General features: G+C 65.2%; 15 protein-coding genes. 4 read left to right on the top strand and 11 right to left on the bottom strand.

Annotation, left to right across the window (positions count from 1 at the left end; genetic code table 11):
* The first annotated feature begins 108 nt into the window (after nt 1-108).
* Together BM374_RS00610 and rsmD are read left to right on the top strand one after the other, a co-directional pair.
* The gene (locus tag BM374_RS00610) at nt 109-2,019 is read left to right on the top strand and encodes a pseudouridine synthase (RefSeq protein WP_177248021.1); all 1,911 of its coding nucleotides are present in this window, start codon (nt 109-111) and stop codon (nt 2,017-2,019) included.
* A 1-nt stretch (nt 2,020) separates the two neighbouring features.
* A complete protein-coding gene (rsmD, locus tag BM374_RS00605; RefSeq protein ID WP_092288670.1) occupies nt 2,021-2,578 on the top strand; it encodes a 16S rRNA (guanine(966)-N(2))-methyltransferase RsmD in 558 nt (185 codons plus the stop codon).
* A gap of 83 nt (nt 2,579-2,661) precedes the next feature.
* Here rsmD and mutL read toward each other — a convergent pair whose 3' ends face one another.
* On the bottom strand, nt 2,662-4,476 hold the full coding sequence (mutL, locus tag BM374_RS00600) for a DNA mismatch repair endonuclease MutL (RefSeq protein ID WP_092290075.1): 1,815 nt from the start codon (nt 4,474-4,476) through the stop codon (nt 2,662-2,664).
* A gap of 316 nt (nt 4,477-4,792) precedes the next feature.
* Here mutL and BM374_RS00595 point away from each other — a divergent pair, with 316 nt between their 5' ends.
* Entirely contained in the window at nt 4,793-5,104 is a 312-nt protein-coding gene (locus BM374_RS00595) for a hypothetical protein (protein ID WP_092290074.1), read from the top strand.
* Between the two features lie 56 nt (nt 5,105-5,160).
* Here the strand turns inward: BM374_RS00595 and arfB are convergent, their stop codons facing one another.
* From arfB to BM374_RS00560, 7 genes are all read right to left on the bottom strand, one after another.
* Entirely contained in the window at nt 5,161-5,577 is a 417-nt protein-coding gene (arfB, locus tag BM374_RS00590) for an alternative ribosome rescue aminoacyl-tRNA hydrolase ArfB (RefSeq protein ID WP_092288669.1), read from the bottom strand.
* Between the two features lie 116 nt (nt 5,578-5,693).
* Nucleotides 5,694-7,067, bottom strand: coding sequence for a M16 family metallopeptidase (locus tag BM374_RS00585; RefSeq protein WP_244552502.1), 1,374 nt, complete (start codon nt 7,065-7,067; stop codon nt 5,694-5,696).
* Nucleotides 7,064-8,455, bottom strand: coding sequence for a M16 family metallopeptidase (locus BM374_RS00580; protein WP_092288667.1), 1,392 nt, complete (start codon nt 8,453-8,455; stop codon nt 7,064-7,066). Before BM374_RS00580 ends, BM374_RS00585 begins: the two co-directional genes overlap by 4 nt.
* Nucleotides 8,456-8,648: 193 nt before the next feature.
* On the bottom strand, nt 8,649-9,374 hold the full coding sequence (locus BM374_RS00575) for a hypothetical protein (RefSeq protein ID WP_092288666.1): 726 nt from the start codon (nt 9,372-9,374) through the stop codon (nt 8,649-8,651).
* 96 nt (nt 9,375-9,470) lie between these two features.
* Nucleotides 9,471-9,965: a signal peptidase II gene (gene lspA / locus BM374_RS00570; RefSeq protein WP_092288665.1), complete on the bottom strand. Its 495-nt coding sequence runs from the start codon at nt 9,963-9,965 to the stop codon at nt 9,471-9,473.
* A 10-nt stretch (nt 9,966-9,975) separates the two neighbouring features.
* Entirely contained in the window at nt 9,976-12,984 is a 3,009-nt protein-coding gene (gene ileS / locus BM374_RS00565) for an isoleucine--tRNA ligase (RefSeq protein ID WP_092288664.1), read from the bottom strand.
* Between the two features lie 204 nt (nt 12,985-13,188).
* The gene (locus BM374_RS00560) at nt 13,189-14,160 is read right to left on the bottom strand and encodes a bifunctional riboflavin kinase/FAD synthetase (RefSeq protein WP_092288663.1); all 972 of its coding nucleotides are present in this window, start codon (nt 14,158-14,160) and stop codon (nt 13,189-13,191) included.
* A gap of 230 nt (nt 14,161-14,390) precedes the next feature.
* Between BM374_RS00560 and BM374_RS00555 the strand changes: the two genes are divergently transcribed.
* Entirely contained in the window at nt 14,391-14,786 is a 396-nt protein-coding gene (locus BM374_RS00555) for a response regulator (RefSeq protein WP_027551917.1), read from the top strand.
* Between the two features lie 144 nt (nt 14,787-14,930).
* Here the strand turns inward: BM374_RS00555 and BM374_RS00550 are convergent, their stop codons facing one another.
* From BM374_RS00550 to BM374_RS00540, 3 genes are all read right to left on the bottom strand, one after another.
* The gene (locus BM374_RS00550; RefSeq protein WP_092288662.1) at nt 14,931-15,785 is read right to left on the bottom strand and encodes a TIGR01459 family HAD-type hydrolase; all 855 of its coding nucleotides are present in this window, start codon (nt 15,783-15,785) and stop codon (nt 14,931-14,933) included.
* A 15-nt stretch (nt 15,786-15,800) separates the two neighbouring features.
* Complete coding sequence (locus tag BM374_RS00545; protein ID WP_092288661.1) at nt 15,801-17,267, bottom strand: EAL domain-containing protein; 1,467 nt, start codon at nt 17,265-17,267, stop codon at nt 15,801-15,803.
* A gap of 136 nt (nt 17,268-17,403) precedes the next feature.
* Nucleotides 17,404-18,534 carry a YihY/virulence factor BrkB family protein gene (locus BM374_RS00540; protein ID WP_092288660.1) on the bottom strand — a complete coding sequence of 377 codons (1,131 nt, stop codon included), beginning with the start codon at nt 18,532-18,534 and terminating at the stop codon, nt 17,404-17,406.
* Nucleotide 18,535: the final 1 nt, after the last annotated feature.

Genomic DNA, 18,535 nt, shown 5'->3' with positions numbered 1-18,535 from the left:
GCTAGTAGCTGCGCCTTCAGCAGAAGTGCTTAACCTGATTTGCCTGAGCATGCGGCTCGGAACGAGCGCGCACAATGCGTCTGGCCTCCCCCGTAGGTGAGATTATTCATGCCTCGCGACAGCGACAAAGACAACGATTCCCGCGGCCGGCGAGGCCCGGCCAAAGGCGGCCGCAGCGGCAAGCCCCGCGGCCCCGACAAGAAGTTCGCCAAGCGCGGCTTCGAGGGCAAAGGCGACCGCGACAGCCGCCCGCCGCGCGGTGATCGCGATAGCCGTCCCTTCCGCCGCCGCGAGGACGACGATGCACCGCGCCGCGATTTCTCCGACCGTCCCCGCTTCAAGCGCGACGAGCGCGGTGGCGAGGGCCGGGGCGAGCGAAGCTTCAAGCCGCGCGGCGACCGGCCGTTCTCGAAGCGCGGATCGCGCGATGGCGAGGAGCGCTCGTTCAAGCCGCGCGGTGATCGCCCGTCCTATGGCCGCGACGACCGTCCGCCGCGCCGGGATCGCGACGATGCCCGTCCCGCCGGACGCTTCGGCGACAAGAAGTTCGGCGACAAGCGGCCGCGCGGCGACCGTCCCGAGCGCAAGTTCGAGGGCGAGCGGAAGTTTTCGCGCGACCGTGGTGAGCGCGGCGATTCCGAGCCGTGGCAGAAGCGCGACGATCGCCCCCGCAGCGACCGTCCGCGCAAGAGCTTCGACAAGGATTTCGGTGGCCGCGATCGCAGCGAGGAGAAGCCGTGGCGTCAGCGCGATGACCGTCGCGACGCCGGCCGCGGCGAGGACCGTCCGCGGTTCTCGCGCTCGCGCGATGATCGCGCCTCCGGCGATCGTCCATTCCGCGACCGGCCGAAATTCGATCGTCCGCGCGAGCGGCCGGAAGGCCGCATGGACTGGCAGGAGCATCCGCGCAGCGAAGGCCGCTTCCGCGACCGCCCGCGCCGCGACAACGAGGACGACAGCCGCATCTTCGAGAAGCGTCCGGCCTTCGGTGGCCGCGGTGCCTATCGCGCGCGCGAGCGTGATTTCGAGGGGCGGCCGCGCCGCGAGGAAGCGCCGAAGCCGAAGAAGGCCGGCGAGCGCATCGCCAAGGCGCTGGCGCGCGCGGGTCTGGCCTCGCGCCGCGATGCCGAGGAGATGGTCACGCAGGGGCGCGTCACGGTCAACGGCCGCGTCATCAACTCGCCGGCACTCGACATCACCAAGAACGACGTCGTTCTGGTCGACGGCAAGCCGTTGCCTGAGCGCGAGCGCACGCGGCTGTTCCTCTATCACAAGCCGCGCGGGCTGATGACGACGCATGACGATCCCGAAGGGCGTCCGACCGTGTTCGACAATCTGCCCGAAGGCCTGCCGCGCCTGATCAGCGTCGGCCGGCTCGACTTCAACACCGAGGGCCTCTTGCTGCTCACCAACGATGGCGGCCTCGCGCGCACGCTCGAGCTGCCGGACACCGGCTGGCTGCGTCGCTACCGCGTCCGTGCCCATGGTGACATCACCCAGGCGCAGCTCGACCAGCTCAAGAACGGCATCGAAGTCGAGGGCGTGAAATACGGGCCGATCGAGGCGACGCTCGAGCGCGACCAGGGCGCCAATGTCTGGCTGGTGTTCGCGATCCGCGAAGGCAAGAACCGCGAAGTGCGCAACGTCTGCGCCCATCTCGGGCTCGAGGTGAACCGCCTGATCCGCGTCTCCTACGGTCCGTTCCAGCTCGGCGAGATCCCCGAAGGCCAGGTCGAGGAGATCCGCGCGCGCGTGCTGCGCGAGCAGCTCGGCGACAAGGTCATCGAGAAATCGGGCGCACAGTTCGACGTGCCGAAGAAGTCATCGTCGGGCGAGGGCGAGAAGACCTCCAAGCGCGCGGTGATCGCCGACCGCAAGGGTCGCCGCGTGCTGGTGCAGCGCACCGGCAGCGACGAGGCGCGCGAACGCAACGAGGAAGAGGCCAACGGCTACGGCCCGCCGCGCCGTCCCAAGCGCGGCTATCACGGCAAGCGCGACCTGACGCCGCGGGAGGACTGAGTTGCGTGTCGTCGGCGGCCGCCTGAAGGGGCGCAACCTCGCCTCACCGTCTTCGCGCGACATCCGTCCCACCGCGGATCGCCTGCGCGAGTCCGTGTTCAACATTCTCGTGCACGCCTACGATAATCCGATTCCGGATGCGCGCGTGCTCGATCTCTTCGCCGGCACCGGTGCGCTCGGCATCGAGGCATCCTCGCGTGGCGCGAAGTTCACGCTGTTCGTCGACAACGGCGCAGAGGCGCGAGCGCTGCTGCGTAACAATGTCGAGTCGCTCGGCCTCGGGGGCGTCACGAAAGTCTATCGCCGCGACGCGACCGATCTCGGGCCCGCGCATCCGGTCGAGGCGTTCTCGCTGGTGTTCCTCGATCCGCCCTATGGCAAGGGTTTTGCGGAGAAGGCGCTCGCGTCCTTGCGCGACGGCGGCTGGCTGACGCCGGGTGCGCTGCTCGTCGTGGAAGAAGCGAAGGCTGCGCAATTCGCGACGCCGGAAGGATATGAGGAATTGGAGCGGCGGGCGTATGACGATACGGAGTTCGTGTTTTTGCGTAGGGCGGATTAGCGCAGCGTAATCCGCCACTGATCGTCTCAGCGGAGAACAGAAGTGGTGGATTGCGCCTTCGGCTAATCCACCCTACGACACCGTCACCGTCGCCCGAACAGCTTCTCGACGTCGCTCAGCTTCAACTCGACATAGGTCGGCCGGCCGTGATTGCATTGGCCGGAGTTCGGCGTCTCCTCCATCTCGCGGAGGAGCGCATTCATCTCCTCCGGCCGCAGCCTGCGGCCGGCGCGCACGGAGCCGTGGCAGGCCATGGTGGCGGCGACATGCATCAGGCGACGCTCGAGCGGAAGCGCCTCGTCCCATTCGGCCATGTGCTCGGAGAGATCGCGGAGCAGGCCGCCTGCATTGGTCTTGCCCAGCAGCGACGGCGTCTCACGTACCGCGACCGCGCCGGGACCGAAGGATTCGATGGCGAGGCCGAATGAGGCGAGCTCCTCGCTGCGATCGAGCAGGCGCTCCACCGTAGCCTCGTCCATTTCGACGATCTCGGGGATCAAGAGGATCTGCCGCTGCACGCCATTGTCGGCCAGCGAGGCCTTCAGGCGCTCATAAACGATGCGCTCATGCGCGGCGTGCTGGTCGACGATGATGAGGCCGTCGCGGGTCTGCGAGACGATGTAGGTCTCGTGGATCTGCGTGCGCGCCGCGCCGAGCGGGCGGTCGACGAGATCGGCCACCAACTGTGTTTCGATCCGCACGTCGGCGCTCGGCGCGCCGACATCGAACGCGGCCTGCGCGCGCTCGGCGAAGGCGGGCGCGGCGGAGCCTTCGAACGACGGCATCGGTGCGACCGGGGCGGCTGGCGAAGCGCGCCAGTCCCAGCTCGCCGGACGCGGCGGGCTGAAGGCGGGGCGGAATGAGGACAACGCGCTCTCGCCGCTGTTGGCGGCGGTGCGGCGGCCCTCGCGCGCAAGACCTTCCTTCAGTCCGTGCACGATCAGCGCGCGGACGAGGCCAGCGTTGCGGAAGCGGACCTCGGTCTTGGCCGGATGCACGTTGGCATCGACTTCGCGCGGATCGAGCGTGACGAACAGCGCCAGCACCGGATGCCGATCGCGGGGCAGATAGTCGGCATAGGCCCCGCGTACCGCGCCCAAGATCAGCTTGTCGCGGACGGGTCGACCATTGACGAAGAGATACTGCCCGAGCGCGTTGGCCTTGGTCAGCGCCGGCGCGGCGGCGTAGCCGGCGACGACCACGCCGTCGCGTTCGGCATGAACCTCGAAGGCATGGCTGCGGAACTCCGCACCGAGGATGTCTCCGAGCCGCGTCAGGCGTCCGGCCGCGCCGGGCAGCGCCGCGGCCCAGGTGACCGGTGCGCGCTCCTCTCCCGCAAGGGTGAAGGCGATGTCGGGCCGCGCCATCGCGAGGCGCCGCACCACCTCGCGGATCGCTTCGGCTTCCGTGCGGTCGGTCTTCAAAAACTTCAGCCGCGCCGGCGTTGCATAGAAGAGATCGTTGACCTCGACACGGGTGCCATGTGCCAGCGCCGCCGGCATGATCTCGGACTTCTCGCCGCCCTCGACAGTGAGGGCCCAGGCGTGCGGCTCGCTGGCATGACGCGTGGTGATCGACAGCCGCGCAACGGAGCCGATCGAGGGCAGCGCCTCGCCACGGAACCCGAGGGTGCGGATCTGGAGCAAATCCTCGTCGTCGAGCTTTGAGGTTGCATGGCGCTCGACCGCGAGCGCGAGATCCTTCGCGGTCATGCCGCTGCCGTCGTCGGTGATGCCGATCCGCCGCCTGCCGCCGCCATCGGTGAAGACGTCGATCCGGCTCGCGCCGGCATCGATCGCGTTCTCGACGAGTTCCTTGACGACGCTCGCCGGACGCTCGACCACCTCGCCGGCGGCGATGCGATTAACGATCTGTTCGGGAAGTTGGCGGACGGGCATGGGCTCACTCGGCGAATAACCCAGTCTAACGCCGCCGGGCAACAAATGCATGGGGAAGGTCGAGCTTCCCACATACCAAATGTAGTCCATTTTCAGACTTGAGCGGTCCTTGTGAATGCGACGCGCTTTCGCGCGGTGCCACATATGAGGAGCGCAATTCCGTGAAAGCGCCGCGGAATCCCTAAACGATCACCACACCGGACAGTTTGCATCGTGGGTGCGCCGTTCGCACTCTCGAGGCGATGAAATGGTCCGGTCCAGACGAACGGCGTGGGGAATCGCCGAACCGTTCATCGCAAAAATCCAGGAGAAATGGATGAAGTTGGTGAAGACCTCTGCAATCGCATGCGCCCTCGCAGCCCTCGTTGCAACGCCCGTTCTCGCGCAAGGGACGTCATCTGGCACCAGGCCCGGCGGCACCGTGCAAAGCAAGCCCATGCAAGGCGGTGCTGGCTTGGGCAGCGAGGATGAGGACCTCGGCGCAAAGCAGGGGGCTGCCGGCGAAAAGGTCGGCATGAAAACGACCAAGGGTACGAAGGGCACCGCCGGGACAACTGGTAGCGCGACACACAAGGGGCCGGCCGATGATGCGGCTGCGGGTGGTGCTGCGACCGGCAAGCGCTACTGACGCGAGCTTGCGAACGCAATCCTCCGGTCGCTTTGCGACCGGAGCTTCTTGCTTGATCAATCGTCGAAGCGGCCGCCGCGGCCGGCCTTGATGTCGCTGCGGCGTTTCTTGCCCTCGAGCCGGCGCTGCTTGGAGGAGAACGTTGGCCGCGTCGCACGGCGCGGCGTCGGCCGGATCATTGCCTCACGCAGGATGTCGACGAGACGGTCGATGGCGTCCTGCCGGTTGCGCTCCTGGGTGCGGAAGCGCTGGGCGTGGATCACGATGACGCCATCCTTGGTCATGCGCTGGCCGGCAATGCGGGCGAGCCGAATCACCGCATCCTCCGGGATGGTCAGCTTGCGTGTGTCGAAGCGCAATTGGGCCGAGGTCGAGACCTTATTGACGTTCTGGCCGCCCGGGCCGGAGGCACGGACAAAGCCAATCTCGATGTCGTCCTCGTCGATGACGAGATCGCGGGATATCCGCAGCATGATGGCACCAATTGCGATGTCACGACATATCGCGGATCGTCTGTGTTCGGCAATGGTACATCTGGAAACGCAAATGGCCGGGCGAGCCCGGCCATTTCAGGAAGGATCGGGAGATCTCAGTTTGACTTCGTAGCCGGTGCTGCGGCCGGTTGTGCGGCAGCCTGTGGCGCACGACCGACGACGACCGTCAGGAGCCCCTGGCCCCACAGCCGCTTGGCGGCGGCCTTGGCGTCGTCCAGCGTCACCGCGTCGACGATGGCGTTGCGCTTCTCGATATAGTCGATCGGCAGCTTGTCCTGCTGATATTGCAGCAGCGCCTGCGCGAGCTTGGAGGAGGTGTCGAGCGCCAGCATCTGCGAACCCTTGAGATAGGACTTGGCCTCGTCGAGTTCCTTCTGGGTCGGGCCCTCGTCGGCGATCCGGCGCACTTCCTTCTCGATCGCATCCATGGTGTCGCCGGCGCGGTCGGCACGCGTGCCGGTGTTGCCGATGAAGATTGCCGAATGCTCCATCCAAAGCAGTGATTCGAATACCGAATAGGCCAGGCCGCGCTTCTCGCGAACCTCGCGATAGAGCCGCGAGGACAGGCCGCCGCCGCCGAGGATGTGATTGACCACGTAATAGGCCATGAAGTTGGGGTCGCTGCGCATCACGCCGGGGCCGCCGAAAGTGATCACGGTCTGCGGCACGTCGAGCGGCACAAAGGCGCGTTGCGGCGGCTTTGCGGCCTCGACATCGGGGACCGGCACGAGATTGGCCTTGGCGGGCAGGCTGCCAAAGGTGTGATCGAGCAGCTTGCCGAGCGTGGCCGGATCCACGTCGCCGACGACCGCGATCTTCAGCGTGTCCTTGGCGAGCACACGGCTGACATAATCCTTCATGTCGGCGACCGTGATGGTCGGCACGCTCTCCAGCGTGCCGTTGGTCTGCCGCCCATAGGGATGATCGCCGAACGCCATCTCCAGGAATTTTTTGCTCGCGAGCGAGGTCGGGTTGGTGGTGTCGCGGCGCAGGCCCGAGATGACCTGCGAGCGGATGCGCTCGACATCATCAGTGTCGAAATGCGGCGATGTCAGTGCCGAGCGCAACAGGTCGAAGGCCTCGTCCTTGTTGTCGCGCAGCATGCGCAGGCTGCCGCGGAAGGTGTCGCGAGTGGCGCTGAAGGACAGTTCGATGGCGCGGCGGTCGAGCCGTTCGTGGAACGTCTTGGAATCGAGATCGCCAGAGCCCTCATCGAGAAGGTCGCCGACGAGATTGGCGACGCCGGACTTGTCCTTGGGATCCTGCGCCGAGCCGCCGGCGAAGGAATATTCCATGGCGATCAGCGGTACGGTCGCGTCCTGAACGAACCAGGCCTCGATGCCACCGGGCGAAACCAGGTGCTGGATCTTCGCCGCGGCTTGTGACGGTGAGATCGAAGCGAGCGCGAGTGTCGCGCCGATGACGAACGACAATGCGAAATGGCGAGCGCGAACGAAGGAATGAGTCACGAACGCTTCTCCTCGCGCTTGGCGGCACTGGTGTCCTTGATCAGATAGCCCGTCACCGAGCGCTTCTTCTCGAGCCATTTCTGCGCGGCAGCGCGAACCTGCTCGGCGGTCACCGCGCGGATGCGGTCGGGCCAGCTCCTGATGTCCTCGATCGACAGGCCCGTGGTCAGTGCGCCGCCGTACCAGCGCGCCAGCACCGCCTGATTGTCCTGGGCGTAGATCGCCTCGGCGATGAGCTGGGTCTTGACCCGTTCGAGATCCTCGGCGCGGATCGGGTTCTGCGCGATATCGGCTATGACGCCGTCGATGACCTGTTCGATGTCGGCGAAGCTGACACCTGATTTCGGCGAAGCCGAGATTGCGAACTGGGTCGGGTCGAGCGAGATGCTGGAGTAGCTGGCGCTGGCCGAGACCGCGAGCGGCTTGTCGACCACGAGTGCGCGGTAGAGATAGGAGTTGCTGCCGCTGCCCATCAACTGCGCCAGCACGTCGAGCGCGGCGCTCTCGCCGGCCGCGGCCGTCGTTGCCGACGGGACCAAATAATAGCGGCGTAGACCCGGCTGCTCGACGCGCGGATCGGACAGCGTGACGGTGCGCGGCGCCGCCGGCTCCGGCTCTTGCGGGCGGATGCGACGCGCGGGGATCGCGGGCTGGGCCGGGATGGGTGCGAAATTGCGTTCGACCAGCGGGCGCACGTCGGCGGCCTCGACGTCGCCGGCGATCACCAGGATCGCATTGTTGGGCGCGTAGAAGCGGCGGTAGAAGGCCAACGCATCCTCGCGATCGAGCTTCTCGATCTCCTGGTGCCAGCCGATCACCGGCCGGCCGTAGGGATGGTTGAGATAGAGCGCGGCCATGATCTGCTCGTTGAGCCGCGCATCCGGATTGTTGGCGACGCGCATGTTGTACTCTTCGAGCACGACGTCGCGCTCGGGCAGCACGTTCTCGTCCTTGAGGATCAGGCCGGTCATGCGATCGGCCTCGAACTCCATCATAGTCGGGAGCTGCTCTTTCGGCACGCGCTGGTAGTAGTTGGTGTAATCGACGGAGGTCGAGGCGTTTTCGTTGCCGCCGACGCGGAGCACGGTCTGGGAGAATTCCCCGACCGGATGCTTCTCGGTGCCCTTGAACATCAGATGCTCGAGGAAATGGGCGAGACCCGACTTGCCTGGCGTCTCATCGGCCGAGCCAACCTTGTACCAGATCATCTCCGTGACCACGGGCGTGCGGTGGTCCGGGATCACCACGACCTGAAGGCCGTTGGGAAGCGTGAAGCTGGCGGGCGGCGCCGATGTGACCGTCGTCTGGGCGAGTGCGCTGCCGACGTTGAGGGCGGATGTCGAGAGCAGCGCGGCGAAGAGAAAGGCAATCGATCGGTGTGAGGACATCACGATCCTTGTGAAAGCCCGGACCCCGACGCCCGGGCGTGAAAGCACGGCATGCTACACCGCGCGGCTTGGAGCTTCGGGTCACGAAGCAGAGAACGCCGTCGACTTGTACTTAAAAATAGGTCATCTGCCGCATCCGGCCTACACCGGATGATTGCGGCGGGTCCGTGCGCGCCTGCAACGGACAAGGAGCTTATTGCTCCTTCTCCTTGCCGGACCTGACGTCGAAATAGGTCCGCTTCGTATTGTCTTCTCCGGCGCCGTAGGCGTAGTTCGGTGACGGCGTCTGATAGCCCGGCGGCGGCTCGACCAACGACTGGCGCGGCGGCTCGCTCGTGAACTGCTTGGCCTCGCCTTTGTTCCCCGTAATCATGTTCCACAGGCCGCCGGTATAACCGAGCTGGGCCGGGCTGAGTGTCGGATTGTTGGTGTTGGTACCCGGCTGGACCGGATCATTGCTGGTCCTTTCGGCGGCCGCCGTCTTGTGGGCGTTCAACTCGGCCGGCGACAGCGGCAGGCCATTTTTCCAGAACTCCGACGGCTTGTTGCCCGCCTTCTTCCGCGCGGCGATAGCCTCCTTGCGGCGCTTCTCGTCCGGATCCTTCGGCCAATTGGGTGCGTTCTGGGCTTCAGAGCTGGGCGGCGGCAGGTCGAGTTTGGGCGGCACCACCAGCGGTGACCGCTCGCGGTACTCGATGCCCTTTTTCTCCATGCTCTTCGCACCCAGGCCGGACATCAGGTTGTCAATGAGCTTCTCTTCGAAGGTCATGTCGTCGTCATCGTCGTCATCACCGGCGCGGACCGGGCCTGCCGACATGACGAGACCAATGCCGAGTGCGACGGCTGACAATTTCAGCGCCAGCCAAAGTCTCCGTCGGGGGTCTCGACCCATCGAACCGCTGGTCTCGGAGCTGCACATACTTTTACCTGTTCCATATTGTGGCAGTCGTGTCGCGTCTCGCGCGACGACCCCTCGCCAAAGCAAGGTTCCGCCTCCGGCCCGTATCAGCCGGGATCAGGGCGCTTTTGCGGCGGGTATCCCCAGAAAGGAATCATACAATAGGGCCGCTACCCCAGCAACGATGGCCACGTCCGCCAAGTTGAAAACGTACCAATTGTAGGTATTTCCGGCGATTTCGACGTGGAACAGGGCGAAATCGATCACCGCGCCATAGGCCAGGCGGTCGATGCCGTTGCCGATGGCGCCGCCAATGATCAGCCCCAGCGCCACGGTGGCGAGCCGGGTCTGTGACCGCGCCATCCAGATTGCAAGCGCGACCACCGCGACGACTTTCACGGCCATCAGCGCCAGCTGTGCGGCGTGACCATCGTTCTGGAGCCAACCGAAGCTGATCCCGACGTTCTTGGCCAGCACCAGGTCGAAGAACGGCGCTACCCGCACCGCGCCGCGACGGGCGAGGTCGAACACGTTCAGGAGCCATAGCTTCGAGGCCTGGTCCGCCACGAGCGTGACCATTGCCGCGAGAAGGCCGGCGCGGAGCGGGGTCATGGCTTGCCGATCAGACGCTCACGCCCAACGCCTTCCATTCGCGCAGCGCCTTAGCATCGCGCGGGGTGACGTCGGGATATTCAGGGTCTGCGCCCACCGTCGGCAGGATCTTCCAGGAGCGGGCGCATTTGGTGCCGACCGCTTTCTCGACCACGACCGCGACACCGGGCACCGCATCGAGACGGAATGCATTGGCCGGCGCCTCGCCTTCGCGCACCTCGTAATTCGAGGTGATGCAGATCTCGGCGAGATCGACGTCGAACAGCGTCGCTAGCATGTCGCGATCGGCGACATAGATCACGGGCGATGCCTCCAGCGAGGAGCCGATGTTCTTGGCGGCACGTTCGAGCTCGAGCGCGCCGGTGACGACGCGTCGAACGTTGCGGATGGTCTCCCATTTCGAGGCGAGCTGGTCGTCTCGGAATTGTTCGAGGTCCTCGGGAAAAAGAGTCAAATGGATCGAAGGCGCCGCATCGGGACGGAACATCCGCCAGGCTTCGTCGGTCGTGAAGCTGAGGATCGGGGCGAGCCACTTCAGGATGGCGTCGCACAGGATGTCGATCGTGGTGAGCGCTGCCTTGCGCGCCAGCGAGGATGGCGGATCGCAGTACAGCGTGTCCTTGCGGATGTCGAAGTAGAATGCCGACAGCTCCGAGTTCATGAAGGCCGAAAGGCTCGCAACCACGGTCTTGTAATCGAACGTGGCATAGGCTTTGCGAACCGTTTCGGCATGGCCGGCCAGCTCGTGCAGCATCAGCCGCTCGAGCTCGGGCATGTCGGCGTGGGCCACCCTCTCGCTCGCCTTGAAGTGATGCAGCGTGCCCAGCATCCAGCGGATCGAGTTGCGCAGCTTGCGGTAGGTCTCGATGGTGTTCTTCAGGATCTCCGGGCCGATGCGCTGGTCGTCGGCATAATCGGTGGCGCAGACCCACAGACGCAGGATGTCAGCGCCTGAATCCTTGATCACCTTCTGCGGCTCGACGGTGTTACCCAGCGATTTCGACATCTTGCGGCCGTTCTCGTCGAGCGTGAAGCCGTGTGTGAGCACGATGTCGTAGGGCGCGCGGCCGCGCGTGCCGGCACTCTCGAGCAGCGAGGAGTGGAACCAGCCGCGATGTTGGTCGCTGCCTTCCAGATACATCACGGTGTCGTTGCCGCCGTCGACCTTGCGGACGATGTTGCCCAGTTGCGGGAAATTTTGGCGATCCTCGAGCACGAAGGCGTGCGTGGAGCCGGAATCGAACCAGACGTCGCAGATGTCGTCGACCTTCTTCCAGTCCTCGGCGGCACGCGATCCGAGGAAGCGCTCGCGCGCGCCGTCCATGTACCAGGCGTCGGCGCCTTCTTCCATGAAGGCTTCGGTGATGCGCTGGTTGACGATCTCGTCCTGCAGGATCTCGGCCGAGCCGTCTGCCTTCTCGCGCACGAATACGGCGATCGGCACGCCCCAGGCGCGCTGGCGCGAGATGACCCAGTCCGGACGATTGGCGATCATGCCGTTGATACGGTTTTCGCCCGACGGCGGCACCCATTGGGTGACCGAGATCGCATGCAGCGCGCGGGCGCGCAGCGTGTCGCCCCTCCTCGCATGGCCGTCCTCGCTGATGTCCTTGTCCATCGCGATGAACCATTGCGGCGTGTTGCGGAAGATCACCGGCTTCTTCGAGCGCCAGGAATGCGGATATTGGTGCTTGAGGCGGCCGCGCGCGAGCAGCTTGCCGCCCTCGACCAGCGCCTTGATCACGGCCTCGTTGGCGTCGCCCTTCTCGCCCTTGTCCGTGAGCACGCGCTTGCCGACGAAGCCGGGGGCCTGTGCGGTGTAGGCGCTGTTCTCATCGACGGTGTAGGGGATCGCAGTCGAAATGCCGCGCGCATCGAGCTCGCGCGCATTGACCATCCAGACATCGAAGTCCTCGCGGCCGTGGCCGGGTGCGGTGTGGACGAAGCCGGTGCCGGTGTCGTCGGTGACGTGATCGCCTGATAGCAACGGCACGATGAATTCGTAACCGCCATCGAGGCCCCGCAGCGGATGGGCGCATTCCACGGCATCCAGCGTGTCGCCGGGGATTTCGCGTACTTTCTCATAGGCCGTGACGCGCGCCTGCTTGAACACGTCCGCGGCCAGCGCATCGGCCAGGATCAGGAGATCGCCGGTCTTCGCCCAATTGTCCGCGGGGGCATCCGTCACCTTGTAGAGGCCGTAGGCGATCTTGGGCGAGAATGAAATCGCCCGGTTGCCAGGCAGCGTCCAGGGCGTGGTGGTCCAGATCACGACGCTGGCGGAAGCGAGCGCGCCATGCGCGGGCGAGGTGACCGGGAATTTCACCCAGACCGTATCGGAAGTATGGTCTTCGTATTCGACCTCGGCCTCGGCCAGCGCGGTCTTTTCGACCACGCTCCACATCACCGGCTTGGAGCCGCGATAGAGCGTGCCGTTCGCCGCGAATTTCATCAGCTCGCGGGCGATCTGCGCTTCGGCGGGATAGCTCATCGTCTGATAGGGGTGATCCCAGTCGCCGATGATGCCGAGCCGCTTGAACTCCTCGCGCTGGATGTTGATCCAGTGGGTCGCATAGGCGCGGCATTCTTTCCGGAACGCCACCATCGCGGCGGAGTCACGGAAATCAGGCTTCTGCTTGCCTTTCTTGCGGTAGTTCTCCTCCTCGATCTTCCATTCGATCGGCAGGCCGTGGCAGTCCCAGCCGGGCACATAGTTGGAGTCGAAGCCGAGCATCTGCTGGCTCTTGGTCACGACATCCTTGAGGATCTTGTTCAGCGCGTGCCCGATATGGATGTTGCCGTTGGCGTAGGGCGGGCCGTCATGCAGCACGAATTTGGCGCGGCCCTCCGCTTCCTTGCGCAGCTTGTCGTAGAGGCCGATGTCGTTCCAGTATTTCAAGATCTCCGGCTCGCGCTGGGGCAGGCCGGCGCGCATCGGGAATTCGGTCTGCGGCAGGAACAGGGTTTTCGAATAGTCTTTGGCTTCAGACTTTTGGGACTTCTGCGGCTTTTCGGACATGAGATTGACTGGCTCGGAATGGCGCGGGAACGGATGGCGATGCGGAATCGCGGGGGTGAAACGACAAAATCCCGGTCTTGCGCCGAGCCTTCAGGCTCAGGCGGAAGCCGGGCCGCTAATCCCTATGATGCGCCGCGCAAACATGGGCTCTCCATAGCAGCCAGAGGGGGGAAGCGCAAAGGTCCGGCAGGCCGGTCTGGGTCCTCAATCGACCGTCCCAAGCCGCGGAAACGCATCCGGGGCGGCGGCCAGCATGGCGCGGGCGCGGGCGGAATCGTCGTCCATCTGGCGGATCAGGGCTTCGATGTCATTGAATTTCAGCTCCTCGCGGATGAAGCCGACAAAGGCGCAGTCCAGCACCTGGCCGTAAAGGTCGCCCTTGAAGTCGAACAGGAAGATTTCGAGGAGCGGGGCGCCATTATCAAAGGTCGGGCGGCGGCCGAAGCTCGCCACCCCGTTCAGACGCTCTGACCCGCGGCCGATCCGCACGGCGTAGATGCCGTGCTTGAGCCCGCAATTGGCATCGAGCCGGATGTTGGCGGTGGGATAGCCGAGGTCGCGGCCGCGCTTCTCGCCATGGATCACCTCGCCGGTGATGAACCAGGGTGCGCTCAGCATGGCGGTGGCCTCGTCGACGAGCCCCTCGGCGAGCGCGATCCGGATCGCGCTGGAGGATACCGGCCGCTCGTCGATATCGACATGCGGCTGCACGTCGACCTCGATGCCCAGCCGGGGCGCCTCGTTGACCAGGAGGCTCGGCGAGCCGACCCGGCCCTTGCCGAAATGGAAGTCGTAGCCAACCGCAATCCCGCTGACGCCGAGGCGCTCGATCAGCTCATGGTGAATGAAATCTTGCGCGCTGGTGCCGGCCCTGGCCTTGTCGAAGGTCATGACCACGGCACCGGCAAGCCCGGTCCCGGCCAGAAGCCGCAGTTTTGCCCGTTCGTCCGTCAGGCGAAATTGCGGCGTGTTGGGGCTGAAAAACCGCCGCGGATGAGGTTCGAAGGTCAGCGCCAGCGCAGGCCGGCCATGCGCCCGGCCCATCTCCAAGGCGGCGGCAATGACGGCCCGGTGCCCGAGATGGACCCCGTCGAAATTGCCCATGGCGACCACGGCGCCCCTGGGGATCACAGAATCCGGCGTAGTGTCGCGGATAACGGTAAATTGCGGGGCCATCAGGGGAATTCTCGAGCCGGCGGGGTCGGCCGGGACCGTGGCTTGAGCCGCCCATTGAAGTCAAGCGGGCCGATATGGCCGCGGCGGACATGATTTCGATCCGCCCCGGGTTACCCCAGTTAACGCGCTGTTTAACGCCTTGATGCTAAGTGCTTGGAAGGTGGAACTGAGGGCCCCGGCCCGTCAGGTCCGTTTTTGAATATTCCTGAGTATGCGTTGGGGGAGTCGAGATGGCGGTTGATTTGTCGATGCCGGTTCTAGTGGTGGACGACTACAGCACCATGATCCGTATCATCAGGAATCTGCTGAAGCAGCTTGGCTTCGATAATATCGATGATGCCAGCGACGGTTCGGCGGCGCTGAACAAGATGCGTGGCAAGAAGTACGGCCTGGTGATTTCCGACTGGAACATGGAGCCGATGACGGGTTACGACCTGCTACGCGAAGTGCGGGCCGATCCCAACCTCGCCACCACGCCCTTCATCATGATCACGGCGGAATCCAAAACCGAGAACGTGATCGCGGCCAAGAAGGCCGGCGTAAACAACTACATCGTCAAGCCGTTCAACGCGGCGACGCTGAAGACCAAGATCGAGGCGGTCTTCCCTGATATGGCGAGCGCGTAAGCCGCGCTTCGTCGGTCTCCAGCTCTCTCTCTGGTTTCGTCATGCCCGGGCTTGTCCCGGGCATCCACGTTTTTGGAGATGAAGGAAGGCGTGGATGGCCGGGTCAAGCCCGGCCATGGCGGCGTCTGCTTTCGACCGCTGTCGTCACCACTTCAATTCGCGCACCAGCGCTTTCGGCGGGTGGCCGAACAATTCCAGCACCGACTTGGGATCGAGCTGGTCGAGGCCCTCGAACTCCTCGGCATGGATGCCGCGGGTGACGAACAGGCAGTCGATGCCGAATTCGCGCGCGCCGGTCAGGTCGGTACGAACGGAGTCGCCGATCGCCAGCACCTTTTTCCTGTCGATCGGGTGGCCCTGACGCTCGCCGGCCAGCGCCATCGCGCGCTCGTAGATCGGCCGGTGCGGCTTGCCGTAGAAGATCACCTCGCCGCCGAGCTCGCGATAGAGCTCCGCGATCGCGCCGGCGCAATAGATCAGCCGGTCGCCGCGCTCGACCACGATGTCGGGGTTGGCGCAGATCAGGGTCAGCTTGCGCTCGCGCGCCTTCAGCATCATGCCGCGGTAGTCTTCCGCGGTTTCGGTCTCGTCGTCGTAGAGGCCGGTACAAACGATGTAGTCGGCCTCCTCCAGCGGAGCGGTCGTCGCATCGAGGCCGCGATAGATGGAGTTGTCACGCTCGGGACCGAGCCAGAACATCTTGCGGCCGGGATGCTCAGCGACATAGAGCCGCGTCAAATCGCCCGAGGAGACGATCGCGTCATAGGTTTCGTCGGCGACGCCGAGCTTGCGCAATTGCCGCTGCACGGAGTCGGCCGGGCGTGGCGCGTTGGTAATCAGGATCACCGTACCGCCGTGGCTACGATAGGTGTGCAGCGCCTCGCAGGCCTCGGGGAACGATTCCAAACCGTTATGGACCACGCCCCAGATGTCGCTGAGCACGACATCGACCCCGGCGACGAGTTCGCGCAGGCTTTGTGCGAAATGCAGCGTGGTCATGACGCGCACGGCCGATCAGATGCGGCGCGCGAGCGCTGCGTTGCCGGTGAGGCGCGATGACGGAGGGGCAGGCGTCGTGCCTGCGCTGGGTATACCGGGGCCATTGGATCCCTGAATGTCCTGCGCCTGTTGCGGCGAGGCCCCGCCGGTAGCAGATGCCCCTTCGGGCCGCAATGGCCGGGGCGGCGCGAACAGAAAGCCCTGGCCGAACCGCACGTCATAGTCGAGCAGGTCGACCACCGCGCGTTCGCCCTCGATCCGCTCGGCGATCAGGTCGATGCCGAAGCGGCCAAGCAGATCGGACAGGTCGGAGGGATGAATGTCCGAGCTCGATGCCTGCTTCGGGTCGAGCAGGAGAGAGGCTGGAACCTTGATGAAACGAACGCCACGGTCGGCGAGCTCGCGCGGCTCGATCCGCAAGTCGGTGACATGGTCGATCGAGAAGCGGAAGCCGCGCTGCGCCAGCGCCGCGAGATTCTCGGTCTCGGCGGGGCCGAGGCCGCGGAAGGTCGATTGCTTGAACTCGAGCACCAGCGACGGCGCCAGCGCCCGGTTCGCTTCGAGGAAATCGAGGCATTGCGCGAATGTGGTGGAATTGCCGAGCGTTGACGCCGCGATGTTACAGAAGACGCCGACATCCTTATTGCGCACCATCAGCCGGCGCAGCACCTGGACACAGCGCAGCAGCACCATGTTGTCGATGCGCCCGATCAGTCCGGACGCCTCGGCGATGCTGATGAATTCCTCGGCGGCAATCAATTGGTCGCGTTCGTCGCGCACCCGCGTCACAGCCTCGTAGAACCGCACCTTGCGCTGCGGCAGTGTGACCATGGGCTGGAGAAAGATGTCGATGCGGTTGTCGTCGACGGCGTTGCGCAGCGTCGCCAGCATCTGGGTCTGGTTACGGCCGTTGACGGTCTGAGCGGCGCTCGCGGTTTTGGCCGCCGGCGCTGGGGGCCGCGGCGGCGCAGGAAGCGGAGGAGGAGCGGCAGGCCGCTCCTCGAAGGGGGCGATCGGGTCAGCAGGCACTTCCGGCTCCAGCTTTCCGGTCGGAGTGGGGGCCGGCGCCGGCGCATGGCCAGCCAGCAGGTCCTCATGCGTGGACACCGTGGCGGCGAGTTGCCTGACCAATCCGCCGAGCTCGTTGATCTCACCGACCACCGACTGGACACGGTCGGAATTGGCCGAATTGGACGAGGCGATGCGGCCCTCGATCGCAGCTAATCGGCGCCCGAACTCGGCCACCTGGCGGGCGAGGTCGGCGGTGCCGCGCGAGAGATCGGCGATTTGGCCGCCAACATCGCTGCGATCGCGCAGCCGCATCGACACGGCGTTATAGAGGATCAAGAAGGTCAGCGCGGTCAGCGCCACGATCGCGGATTCGGTTCCGCTGATGCCGGCGACCGCATAGAGCACGAGCCCGAGCGAGGCCGCGACCAGAACCATGCAGATGGCGATGAAGATCGTCGAAATGCGAATCATGCCGCGCGTTACGCCTCAAGAGCTGACTGCCTCATCCGGGAAAACACGGGCCGCAATTCGCACCCGTCATGCCTCATGCTCCCCCTAGGCCAAGTGAGCTTAACATCATTGTTGATTCGAGGGGATAGCCGCGAGATCAGGACGGCGCAGCGGCGCCGACCGTATCGGCCGAGACCGCCTCGCGGCTGCCGATCGGCTTGGGCCGGCCGGTGGTCGTGTCGCGCAGGGTCTGCCGTTCGATCTCCGAATTCAGCTCGGCGCCGAACATGATGACGATCGCCGACATCCACATCCACATCATCAATCCGATGGCCGCGCCGAGCGAGCCGTAGGTCGCGTTGTAGTTGGCAAAGGACGAGAGATACCAGGAGAGCAGCGCCGAGCCTGCAATCCAGAGGATGGAGGCCGTCACCGCGCCGAGGCTCAGCCACTGCCAGCGCGGGGCATCGCGGCTCGGGGCGAAGCGGTAGAGGATGGCGAGCGCCACCAGCAGGATGAGGAACAGCAGCGGCCATCGTGCCAGCGCGACGATCAGCTTGCTTTCGGGGGCCATGCCGAGATGATCGAGTGCGAGCGGGAAGGCGACGACGGCCCCCACCATCAGCAGGAGCGCCACGATGCCGCCGACCGTGAAGGCCAATGACACGAGATTCAGCTTGATGAAGCTGCGCTTCTCGCGCTCCTCATAGGCAACGTTGAGCGCGTCGAAGATTGCTTTGACGCCCGCATTGGCGCTCCAGATTGCGAGCACGAGGCCGAACAGGAAGGTGGCGCCGAGCGCCGTGCTGCCCTTCGACACCACGCGTCCGACCTGCTCCTGGACGACCTGGAAGGTACCTTCGGGAAGCATCATCGCCAACTTCTGGAGATTGTCGCTGATGGTCGCGGGATTGGCGAACAGGCCGTAGGACGAGACGAGCGCCGTCACGGCGGGGAAGATCGCGAGCAGCCCGAAGAACACGACGCCGCCGGCGGTCGCGAGCAGGCGATCGTCGCCGATGCGTTGATAGGTGCGCCAGAAAATATCCTTCCAGCCGGCCCAGGGAATCGTGAAGGGGCTTTTCGCGCGGCGGCCATGGCCGGGCTGGGTCGCCGCGCGCGCCGGGTTCGTTTCCGGAGAGTTCGCTTCGTCGTTGCGGTGATCTTGCGGCGGTCCAAGCCGGAGCAACTCCGATTCCTGAAAGTAGCGTTCCGCCGAGAGGACGAAGACAGCCGTGGCGGCGACCAGCAGCCAAGAGTCGAGCTGCTCGGAGTGCCGCGCACGCATG

The sequence above is a fragment of the Bradyrhizobium sp. Ghvi genome (assembly GCF_900115265.1).
GTDB lineage: Bacteria > Pseudomonadota > Alphaproteobacteria > Rhizobiales > Xanthobacteraceae > Bradyrhizobium.
This window is presented reverse-complemented; position numbering and strand designations above follow the sequence as displayed.